We start from the raw sequence: 10,140 nt of genomic DNA, 5'->3' as shown, positions 1-10,140 counted from the left end.
GGAAACCGGCTTGCGCCGGGGGGAGGCCCTGGCCCTCCAATGGCGGGACGTGGACCTGGAGCGGGGCGAGGTGCGGGTGTGGCGTGCTTGGGTAAAGGTCAAGGGCAAGGGGGCCTTCTCCGAGCCCAAGACCCCCACGGCCAAGCGGGTGGTGCCCCTACCGAGGGGGCTCCTCCTTAGGCTCCAAGCCCGCCGGGAGGAGCTTCTGGAGCGCCTGACCCCGGAGGAGGTGGGCGGCCTCTTCCTGGTGGGCGGGGAGAAGCCCGTGGACCCCGATGCCTTCAACCACTACCTCCGCCGCCTGGCCGAAAGGGCGGGCCTGGGCCGGGTGCGGGTACACGACCTCCGGCACACCTGGGCCACCCTGGCCCTCTCCCGGGGCATCCCCCTGGAGGTGGTGAGTGAGCGGCTGGGCCACGCCTCCCCCACCATCACCCTCAGCGTGTACCGCCACCTTCTGGAGGAGGAGCGCCGGGGGTACGTCTTGGACCTGGAAGACCTTCTCCACCCCGCTACCCGCGCCCAAGCCTGAGTGAATAGACCGGCTGATAAACCGGCTAAAGGCTTTCCCCCCACGCTACCGTGGGGGGAAGCTTTGTGTCCTGGACTTGGTGGGCGGCGTAGGACTTGAACCTACGACCTCTCGCGTGTGAGGCGAGCGCTCTTCCGCTGAGCTAGCCGCCCCAGCCTCTAGAAGGGTAGCACGCCGCGGCGAAGCCTGTCAAGCAAAATCCTTGACAAAACGCTGACAGGAAAGGGGCTAGACTGGAGGCGTGGCTACGGTGCTCCTGGTAGAGGACGAACCCGCCGTGCGCCTGGGGGTGCGCCTCGCCCTGGAGCGAGCGGGCTACCGGGTCCTCGAGGCCGCCCTGGCCCAGGAAGCCTGGAGCTTTCTCAAGGAGGCCGAGGTGGTGATCCTAGACTGGATGCTCCCCGACGAGCCGGGAACCCGCCTCCTGGAGAGGATGCGCCAGGGGCCCTACCCCCACCTCCCCGTCCTCATGCTCACCGCCCGGGCCGAGGTGCGGGACCGGGTGGAGGGGCTTTCCCGGGGGGCGGACGACTACCTGGTGAAGCCCTTCGCCACCGAGGAGCTCCTGGCCCGCCTCGAGGCCCTCCTGCGCCGGGCGGGCAAGCGCAAGATCCTCAAAAGGGGGCCCCTTCTCTTGGACCTGGAGCGCATGGAGGCGAGCCTGGAGGGGCGGCCCCTTCCCCTGACCCGGCGGGAGTTTGAGCTTCTGGCTTTCCTGGCAAGCCGCCCGGGCCGGGTCTACACCCGGGAAGAGCTTCTGGAGGCGGTGTGGGGCCAAGACTTTATGGGCACCCCCAGGACCGTGGACCAGCACGTCCTCCAGTTAAGGGAAAAGCTCGGGGAGGACCCCAAGGCCCCCCGCTTCCTGGAAACGGTGCGTGGGGTGGGGTACCGGTTCAAGGAAGCGGGGGAAGGGTGAGGGACGAGGAGGCGCGGGCCCAGGCCTGGGAAGAGGCCCTGGAGGGCCTTGTCCTTCACGAGAACCGCCAGGTGGTCTACCTCAACCCCAAGGCCGCGGAGCTCCTCGGGGTGAACCGGGAAAAGGTGATGGGACGCCCTCTCCTCCTGGCCCTTAGGGACCACCGCCTCGAGGCCCTGGCCCTCCACGGCGGGGAGAGGCTTTTGGAGGTGCGGGACCGCCTGCTTTGGGCCAGGGCCCTCCCGGGAAGGCTTTACCTCCTGGACGAAACCGAGGGGCAGAGGCGCCTCCAGGCCCTGGAGGAGGCCACCCAGACCCTAGCCCACGAGCTCCGCACTCCCCTTTCCGGCATGGGCCCCCTCCTGGAAGCGCTCACCCCCAAGACCCCCCAGGAAAGGGAGGTCCTGGCCCTCCTCAAGGCCGAGGTGGCCCGTCTCGCCCGCCTGGTGGAAGCCCTCTCCCCCATCCGGCCCGGCCCCAAGCGGCCCGTGGCCCTGGCCGAGCTTTGGCCAAGGCTGGAAGGCCTCCTCCAGGAAAGGCTTAAGGGAAGGGTGGTGGAGGTCTCCCTTCCCCACGCCCTCACCACCGACCCGGAAAGCCTCCTGCAGATCCTCCTCAACCTCCTGGACAACGCCCTCAAGTACGGCCAAGACCCTATCCGCCTCCTCTCTCGGGAAGAAGCGGGCGGGGACCCCCTGGGCCCTTTCCGATGGGTCTATGTTGAGGTGCGCGACGCGGGTCCTCCCCTCTCCGAGTACGAGGCCCTCTTCCTCCCCGGAAGGCGGGGAAAGGTGGAGGTGGGAGGGCAGGGCCTCGGCCTCTACCTGGTGCGCCGCCTGGCCCGGGCCCTGGGCGGTGAGGCCTACGCCGGGCGGGAAGGGGAGGCCAACGTTTTCGGGGTGCGCCTTCCCCTAGACTGAAGGAAGGAGGTAGCATGCGCGAAGCCTTAGACAAAGCCCTAAACGAGCTTCTGGAAGAAAGCCTCCGGATGCTCTCCTTGGTGCGCCAGATGACCCAGGAGGCCACGGAGGCCCTGGTGGAGGCGGACCGGGCCAAGGCCGAAGGGGTGATCGCCCGGGACAAGGAGGTGGACGCCCTGGAGCTCAAGGTGGAGAACCAGGCCATCGCCGTCATCGCCCGGCACCAGCCCGTGGCCTCGGATCTGCGCCTCATCTTCACCGTCATCAAGGCCCTCACCGACCTGGAGCGGGCCGGGGACTACGCCATGCACGTGGCCGAGGACGCCTTCCTCCTCTCCCAGGAGCCTCCCTTGAAGCGCTACGTCATCCTCCCCGAGATGGGCCGCAGGCTCCTGGAGATGATGGACGCCCTGAGCAAGGCCGTGGCCGAGCGGGACGCGGGGCTCGCCCGCATGGTCCTCAGCATGGACGACCAGGTGGACGCCCTCTACGAGGAGGTGAGCCGGGAACTCATCACCTACATGATGGAAGACCCCCGCACCCTCACCAAGGCCCTCACCCTGATGCGGGTGGCCCGGAGCTACGAAAGGCTCGGGGACCACCTGGAGAACATCGCCGAAAGGGTCATCTACTGGCTCACCGGGGAGGTGTACAAGGCCCCGGAGGACGTCTATTGATGGGACTCACCCCCGAGGAGAAGGCGGCCCTGAAGCCGCGCCTTCAAGCAAGCGGCCCCAAGGAGAGAAAGCGGTCCTGGCTGTAGCCCGAGCCCGATCGCTCCCTCTTCCTGAGGCTCCACGCCCTCGTCCGGCAAGAAGCCCCCAGGCTTCAGCCGCGGCTTCGGTACGGGATGCCCGCCTATGCCCGGAAGGGCCGGGTTCTTTGCTTCTTCCAACCCGCCCACAAGTTCAAGGCCCGTTACGCCACCTTAGGGTTCACCGACCTGGCCCAGCTGGACGAAGGGCCCATGTGGCCCGTGGCCTACGCTGGGTCCCGCCGAGGAAGCCCGCATCGCGGCGCTCTTGAAGAAAGCCCTCGCCCGGAATCAAGAAGGGCCTCCCTAAGCGTCTCCCAAGCCCTTGGCCCAAGGGCAAGCGGGCATGGGGTGGCATTACTCCGCCTCGACTTCCTCCGCCGCCTGACGGCGGCCCGCCTTCCACTCCAACCCGGCCCAGATGAAGTCCAAAAGGTCCCCGTCCAGGACGTTCTGGGGGTCAAAGCGCATGAGGCCCGTGCGGTGGTCCTTCACGTACTGCTTGTCCAGGACGTAGCTACGGATCTGGCTCCCCCACTCGATGGGCCGAGCCTCGCCCCGGAGCCTCTGAAGCTCCTCCTGCTTCTTCTTCCATTCCAGCTCAAAAAGCCTCGAGCGGAGGACCTTCATGGCGAGCTCCTTGTTCTTGATCTGGCTCCTTGTAGCCTGGCAGGTGACGGTGATGCCCGTGGGCAGGTGGACGATGCGCACCGCCGAGTCCGTGGTGTTCACCCCTTGGCCCCCGTGGCCCTGGGAGCGGAAGACGTCGATGCGCAGGTCCTCGGGCCGGATCACCACCTCCACGGTGTCGTCCACCTCGGGCATGACCTCCACCCCGGCGAAGGAGGTGTGGCGGCGGCCCGAGGCGTCAAAGGGCGAGGGGCGCACCAGGCGGTGGACCCCCGCCTCCGGGGAGAGGAGGCCGTAGGCGTTCTCCCCCTTGACCAGGATCTGGGCGTAGTCAATGCCCGCCTCGGGCCCAGGGGTGAGGTCCACCACCTCCACCTGGAAGCCCTGGCGCTCGGCGAAGCGGGTGTACATCCTAAGGAGCATCTCCGCCCAGTCGCAGGCCTCCGTTCCCCCGGCCCCGGGCTGGATGGTGAGGATGGCGTTTTTCTCGGCGTGGGGGAAGGAAAGGAGGGTCTGGTGGTAAAGCTCGTCCAGCTTCCTTGTGGCCTCCTCCAGCTCGGGCCTGAGCGCCTCCCGCTCCTCGGCGGGAAGCTCCTCCCAAAGCTCCAAAAGCCCCTGGAGGTCGCTTTCCAAGGAACGGAAGTTCTCCACGGTGCGCCGGAGGCGGGCCGCTTCCTGGCTCACCTTTCGGGCCTCCTCCGGGTTTTGCCAGAGGCCGGGATCCTCCAGGCGGGGTTCCAGTTCCTTTAGGCGGGCCTCTTTTCCGGGGATGTCAAAGATACCCCCGAAGGCCCTCGAGGCGCTTGGCGAGAAGGTCCAGGTCCATACCGCCCTTTAGTGTACCCCACTTTCCCCGAGGCCGCACGTCTGGCCCAGGCCCTGGAGGCCAAGGGCTACGCCCACTTCCTTCCCGGGGAAAAGGGCCGCTGGTACTTCACCGCCAAGCCCCGGGACCTCAAGGCCCTCATGCGGGCTTTGGATCAGGAGTACCGGGAGTTCGTGGGCGAAGGGGACGAGGCCATCAGTCGGCCGCCACGGCCAGGGGGGTTTCCTCGAGGCGCACCTGGGCCCCTAGGGCACCCAGCCGTTCCACCAGGTCCTCGTACCCCCGCTCCAGGAAGTAAACCCCCTCGATCTCCGAAACCCCCTCGGCGCTCAAGGCGGCCACCACCAACCCGCCCCCAGCCCGGATGTCCAGGGCCTTGACCTGGGCCCCGTGGAGGCGCTTGCCGTGGATGAGGAGGGTGCGGTCCTTCAAGTAGAGCTCCGCCCCCATCCTCGCCAGCTCCCCCACGTGGGTGAAGCGGTCGGGGTAGACCCGGTCGGTCACGGTGCTCTGCCCGGGCACCGTGGCCAGGTAGGCGGTGACGATGGGCTGCAAGTCCGTGGGAAAGCCCGGGTACTCCCGGGCCTCCACCTGAAGGGGAAGGGGGTCGGGGGTGGCGGTGAAGCGCACCCAGTCCGCCCCTACCTCGAGGCGGTGCCCAGAACCTTGCAACTTATCCAATAAAGCGTCCAGGTGGTCGGGGCGAACCCCGGTGAGGGTGAGGCTTCCTCGGGTGGCCGCCGCCGCCAAGAGGTAGGTGCCGGCTTCTATGCGGTCGGGGATGATGCGGTAAGTGCCCCCCCCTAGGCGCTTGGCCCCCCGCACGTGGAGCACCGCCCCGCCCAGACCCCGCACCTCCACCCCCAGCATCTCCAGGAAGCGGCCCAGGTCCTCCACCTCCGGCTCCATGGCCGCCTGAACCAAGGTGGCCTCCCCCCCCAGGGCCACGGCCAGCATGGCCTGCTCCGTGCCCCCCACGGTGGGCAGGTCAAAAACCACCCGGCCCGAGAGGGGGCGGGTCCTGCGGGCGTAGAACTGGCCCTCCTCCTCCACCACCTCGGCCCCCAGGGCCCTTAGGGCCTTAACGTGCTGGTCCACAGGCCGGGCCCCGAAGGCGCACCCCCCGGGGAGGGAGATCCTGGCCTCCCCCACCCGGGCAAGAAGCGCTCCCCAGACGATGAAGCTGGCCCGCATCTGCCCCACCAGCTCGTAGGGCGCATGGGTGGAGCGGATCTCCGGGGTGTGGAGGTGGAGGGTGCGCCCTTCCCAGGCGTAGCGGGTGCCAAGGTGGGCCAGAAGCTCCAGCATCACCTCCACGTCACGGAGCCTGGGGACCTCCAGGAGGGTGACGGGCTCTTCGGTGAGGAGGCTTGCCGCCAAGATAGGGAGGGCGGCGTTCTTGGCGGGATAGATGCGCACTTCTCCGGAAAGGGGCGCACCCCCTTCCACGCGCAGGACCCTGCGGCCCCCTTTTCCCGGATCTGGGTGCGTCATACACACCTTACTCACGGTAAGCATAAAGCGCAAGAAACGCATTGTCAAGCCAATGGGCCTTCTGCTACACTAAACCCCAAGGGGCGGTATGCCGAAGAGGGAAAAGAAGCGGCTGCAGGTGGTCATCTCCGAGGAGCAGGACGCCCTCCTCACCCGGGCCGCCTACGCCCTTTCCAGTCCTGAGCGCTTGGTTTCCAAATCAGAGGTGGTGCGCCTGGCCATCGCCAAAATCGTCCAGGAACTGGAGGGGAACAAAGAGGAGCTGGCCGAACTCCTGAAGCGCCTAGAGCCGGAAGAATAGAATGGCCCACATGGTCCTGGGCGGGCGGTACCGCCTCGAGGCTCCCCTGGGCTCCGGGGGCATGGCCGAGGTCTGGCGGGCGGTGGACGAGCGTCTGGGGCGCAAGGTGGCGGTGAAGCTCCTCCACCCCCGGGCCCTTCCCCCCGAGAGGGAGCGCTTTTTGCTGGAGGTCCGGGCCCTCTCCCGCCTCTTTCACCCCGGCATCGTCCAGGTGTTGGACCTGGGGGAGGAGGACGGCAGGCCCTACTTCGTCATGGAGCTGGTGGAGGGGGGCACCTTTGACCGCCTGGGCCCCTTTGAGGAGGGTCCCGAGGGGGAGCGCATCCTGGAGGCGGCCCAGGAGGTGATGGAAGCCCTGGCCCACCTCCACGCCCAGGGCATCCTCCACCGGGACCTCACCCCCAAAAACATCCTCCTCACTAAGGAAGGCCACCCCAAGGTGATGGACTTCGGCCTGGCCTACCTTCTGCAGGAAAGCCGCCACCTCACCCGCACCGGCTACACCCTGGGCACCCCCACCTACATGGCCCCCGAGCAGGCCAAGGGCCTTCCCCTCACCCCCAAGGCCGATCTCTACAGCTTCGGGGCCGTGCTCTACCGCACCCTTACCGGCAGACCTCCCTTTGAGGGGGAAAACGACCAGGCGGTCCTGTTCCAGCACGTCTACGAACCTCCCAAGCCCCCCGAAACCTTCAACCCCACCCTGCCCAAGGGAGTCAGCGAAGCCGTCCTCGCCCTCCTGGCCAAACACCCCGAGGAACGCCCCTCCCACCCCACCCTCTTCCAAGGGGTCCTAGAGGACTTCCGGGCCCTTCGCCTGGCCACCCCCCGGGCCGGGGCCAGCCGCTCGGGCCACTATCCCCTGGCCCCCGAACCCCGGCGCCTTGCCCTCAAGGGCAGGCTGGACCTGGGAGGAGAGGCGGCCTGGCCGGGAGAGATGGTCCACGCCGGGGGGCGGGTGTACCTGGGAGTGGGGAAAAGCCTGGCCGAGGTGGACCTCCTCACGGGGGAAGTGCGCTACCAGAGCCTTCCCGAGGAGGCCTCGTCCCCCCCGGTGGTGCGGGGCGGGGTCTACGTGGGGTGCTGGGACGGCAAGGTGCGCCGCTTCCGGGGCCGCGGGCTGGAGTGGACGGCGGAGACCGGGGCCGAGGTCACCGCGGGCCCCCTGGTCCTGGGAGGCCGGGTCTACGTGGCCAGCCGGGACGGCACCCTCTACGCCTACGAGAAGGACCAGCTCCTCTTCCGCTTCCACGCCGGGGGACACCTTTCCGCCAGCCCCACCTTTTACCGCGGCCTCCTCTTTGCGGGTTCCGAGGACGGGTGGCTTTACGCCCTGGACCCCACCACGGGCGCCCTGCGCTACAAGGTGCGGACCGGGCCCATCCACACCCCGGTGGCCGCCCACGGGGGCCTCCTCTTCATCCCCACCTGGCCCGGGGAGGTCTACGCCTTTGACCCCCTGACCCGGGAGACCCTTTGGAACGTGGAGCTGGAAGAGGCGCTCTGGGGGGGGCTCGCCCTGGACGAGGGCCGGGTCTACGTGGCCGCCTGGGACGGGGTTCTTAGGGCCCTGGACCAGGCCACGGGAGAGGAGGTGTGGAGCCTCGAGGTGGGCAAGGTCACCGCCGGGTTGAGCTACGCGGCCGGGCACCTCTTCCTGGCCACGGAGGAGGGGCGCTTTCTGGCCGTGGACCGGAGGGGCCAGGTGGTCTTCGAGGCCACGGGCCTGGGCCCAGTCCAGGTGCCTCCCTTGCCCCTTTCCCAGGAGGTGCTGGTGGTGAACCTCTTTGGGCAGCTTTACCGCTTTGGCGTAGGATGAGGCCATGGAAGCCCTCCACACCCCCCACGCTCCCCAGGCCATCGGCCCCTATTCCCAGGCGGTGCGGGCCGGGGGGTTTCTTTTCGTCTCCGGCCAGATCCCCCTCAGCCCGGAGGGAAACCTGGTGGAAGGGGACATCCGTGCCCAGACCGAAAGGGTGATGGAAAACCTCAAGGCCATCCTGGAGGCGGCGGGCTCCGGCCTCCACCGGGTGGTGCAGACCACCTGCTTCCTCGCCGACATGGAGGACTTTCCCGCCTTCAACGAGGTCTACGCCCGGTACTTCTCTCCTCCTTACCCCGCCCGGGCCACGGTGGCCGTGAAAGCCCTTCCCCGGGGAGTGCGGGTGGAGGTGGCCTGCGTGGCCCTTGCGGAATAAAACGCCCCTGCCGAAAAGCGTAGAATGGCGGCATGGCGGAGGTGTGGACCAGCCAGGCCGAGGACCTGGAGCGCCGTTTTCGGCAAGGGGATATCCGGGCCCTGGCCCGGTCCCTGACCTTGGTGGAGTCGGGCCACCCGTTGGGCCAGGCTCTCCTGAAGCGGGTGCGAGGCCAGGGCCGGGCCAAGGTGGTGGGGGTGACGGGAAGCCCGGGAGCTGGAAAGAGTACCCTCACGGACCGCCTAATCCTGGAGGCCAGAAAGCGGGGGGAACGGGTGGGGGTGCTGGCCGTGGACCCCTCTAGCCCCTTCACGGGAGGGGCTATCCTGGGGGACCGGATCCGCATGATGCGCCATCACCAGGACCCCGGGGTCTACATCCGCTCCATGGCCTCCCGGGGGGCCCTAGGCGGCCTGGCGGGGGCCACGGTGGCCGCCTTGAACCTCTTGGAGGCCTTCGGCTTTGACCGCATCTTCGTGGAGACGGTGGGGGTGGGCCAGAGCGAGGTGGACATCGCCCGGGTGGCCGACACCACCCTCCTCGTCCTCACCCCGGCGGCGGGGGACGCCGTGCAGGCCTTTAAGGCCGGGGTCATGGAGATCGCCGACCTCTTCGCCGTGAACAAGTTTGACCTGCCCGGCGGGGAAAGGCTCATTCAAGAGTTAAAGAGCGCCCTGGAGCTCTCCCCGCCCCGCCCCGGGGGCTGGCGGCCTCCCATCTACCCCACGGTGGCCGCCACGGGCCAGGGGGTAGAGGAGCTTTTTGCAGGCCTGGAGGCCCACCACCGCCACCTCCTGGAGCACGGGCTCCTCGAGGCCCACCGCCTAGAGCGGGCCAGGTTTGAGGTAGAAAGCGTGATCCAGGAGTGGGGCCGCCGCAAAACCCAAAACGCCGGGGACCTGGTGGCCGCCGTGGCCCGGGGGGAAGTCTCCCCCGAGGAAGCCGCCCTAAGCCTTCTTCGCCCGGAAGCGGAGGAGGGCCCTTTTTAGCATCTCCCGCTCGTTGGGATAGGAAAGGCGCTCTAAGGCCTCGGAAACCGGTAGGAAGTAGGCGGCCTCCACCTCGGAAAGCTGGGGCTTAGGTTCACCCCCGCGGTAGGCCATGAGGAAGTAGCGGACCTCCTTGCTCACGGTTACGGGCTCCTCCCCTTCCCGGACGGTGAAGTAGTAGCGCACCTTGCCCAAGGGGGAAAGGACCTCCGCCTCCACCCCCGTCTCCTCCCGCACTTCTCGGACGGCGGTCTCGGGGTAGCGCTCCCCGGGCTCCACCTGCCCTTTGGGAAGGGTCACCACCCGACCCCCCTTCAAGGAGACCACTAGCACCTCGGGCAGCTCCCCCCGGAGGACCACGCCTCCTGAGGAGATCACCCGCTTCCTAGCCCCTTGCACCTTCCGCTTCCTGCGCACGTTTCCCCCGTCTTCAGGCAAAAAAAAGGGGCGCCCGAAGGCGCCCCCAAGGGATCTGGGAAAGGGGAGAACGCAAAGATCTGAGCTCCTTAGAAAGGAGGTGATCCAGCCGCACCTTCCGGTACAGCTACCTTGTTACGACTTCGCCCCAGTCACGGGC

At 68.1% G+C, this 10,140-nt stretch carries 11 protein-coding genes, 1 tRNA gene and 1 rRNA gene; 8 read left to right on the top strand and 5 right to left on the bottom strand.

What is annotated here, in order from left to right; genetic code table 11:
* Window positions 1-532: site-specific integrase (locus tag AC01Y6_RS08495; protein ID WP_476671113.1), on the top strand; the 532-nt coding region annotated here is incomplete at its 5' end.
* A 77-nt stretch (window positions 533-609) separates the two neighbouring features.
* On the opposite strand, the gene AC01Y6_RS08490 is transcribed toward AC01Y6_RS08495, so the two are convergent.
* Window positions 610-684 (bottom strand) — tRNA-Val (locus tag AC01Y6_RS08490).
* Window positions 685-773: 89 nt separating this feature from the next.
* Between AC01Y6_RS08490 and AC01Y6_RS08485 the strand changes: the two genes are divergently transcribed.
* From AC01Y6_RS08485 to phoU, 3 genes are read left to right on the top strand one after another with little or no spacing between them, the layout of a single operon-like run.
* The gene (locus AC01Y6_RS08485) at window positions 774-1,451 is read left to right on the top strand and encodes a response regulator transcription factor (RefSeq protein ID WP_428716324.1); all 678 of its coding nucleotides are present in this window, start codon (window positions 774-776) and stop codon (window positions 1,449-1,451) included.
* Complete coding sequence (locus AC01Y6_RS08480) at window positions 1,448-2,371, top strand: sensor histidine kinase (protein WP_347240320.1); 924 nt, start codon at window positions 1,448-1,450, stop codon at window positions 2,369-2,371. Before AC01Y6_RS08485 ends, AC01Y6_RS08480 begins: the two co-directional genes overlap by 4 nt.
* 14 nt (window positions 2,372-2,385) lie before the next feature.
* Window positions 2,386-3,048 carry a phosphate signaling complex protein PhoU gene (gene phoU / locus AC01Y6_RS08475; RefSeq protein WP_347240321.1) on the top strand — a complete coding sequence of 221 codons (663 nt, stop codon included), beginning with the start codon at window positions 2,386-2,388 and terminating at the stop codon, window positions 3,046-3,048.
* A 434-nt stretch (window positions 3,049-3,482) separates the two neighbouring features.
* Here the strand turns inward: phoU and prfB are convergent.
* Together prfB and murA are read right to left on the bottom strand one after the other, a co-directional pair.
* A protein-coding gene (gene prfB / locus AC01Y6_RS08470; protein ID WP_347240322.1) for a peptide chain release factor 2 occupies window positions 3,483-4,581 on the bottom strand; the annotation gives its coding sequence in 2 pieces (ribosomal slippage) (window positions 3,483-4,529 and window positions 4,531-4,581; 1,098 coding nt in all).
* Window positions 4,582-4,776: 195 nt separating this feature from the next.
* Window positions 4,777-6,075, bottom strand: coding sequence for a UDP-N-acetylglucosamine 1-carboxyvinyltransferase (murA, locus tag AC01Y6_RS08465; protein WP_476671112.1), 1,299 nt, complete (start codon window positions 6,073-6,075; stop codon window positions 4,777-4,779).
* Window positions 6,076-6,163: 88 nt separating this feature from the next.
* Between murA and AC01Y6_RS08460 the strand changes: the two genes are divergently transcribed.
* From AC01Y6_RS08460 to meaB, 4 genes are read left to right on the top strand one after another with little or no spacing between them, the layout of a single operon-like run.
* Entirely contained in the window at window positions 6,164-6,376 is a 213-nt protein-coding gene (locus AC01Y6_RS08460) for a transcriptional regulator (RefSeq protein ID WP_347240324.1), read from the top strand.
* Between the two features lies 1 nt (window position 6,377).
* Window positions 6,378-8,195 (top strand): protein kinase domain-containing protein, encoded by a 1,818-nt coding sequence (locus AC01Y6_RS08455; RefSeq protein WP_347240325.1) that lies wholly within the window; start codon window positions 6,378-6,380, stop codon window positions 8,193-8,195.
* Between the two features lie 4 nt (window positions 8,196-8,199).
* Window positions 8,200-8,574, top strand: coding sequence for a RidA family protein (locus AC01Y6_RS08450; RefSeq protein WP_347240326.1), 375 nt, complete (start codon window positions 8,200-8,202; stop codon window positions 8,572-8,574).
* Between the two features lie 32 nt (window positions 8,575-8,606).
* The gene (gene meaB / locus AC01Y6_RS08445) at window positions 8,607-9,563 is read left to right on the top strand and encodes a methylmalonyl Co-A mutase-associated GTPase MeaB (RefSeq protein ID WP_476671111.1); all 957 of its coding nucleotides are present in this window, start codon (window positions 8,607-8,609) and stop codon (window positions 9,561-9,563) included.
* Here the strand turns inward: meaB and AC01Y6_RS08440 are convergent.
* Complete coding sequence (locus AC01Y6_RS08440; protein ID WP_347240328.1) at window positions 9,522-9,980, bottom strand: NUDIX hydrolase; 459 nt, start codon at window positions 9,978-9,980, stop codon at window positions 9,522-9,524. The genes meaB and AC01Y6_RS08440 overlap by 42 nt on opposite strands.
* A gap of 93 nt (window positions 9,981-10,073) precedes the next feature.
* Window positions 10,074-10,140, bottom strand: a 16S ribosomal RNA gene (locus AC01Y6_RS08435); the annotation flags it as partial.

The organism is Thermus sp., assembly GCF_056332225.1.
Note: the sequence above shows the minus strand (reverse complement) of the source record. Positions and strands in the feature narration are given on the sequence as shown.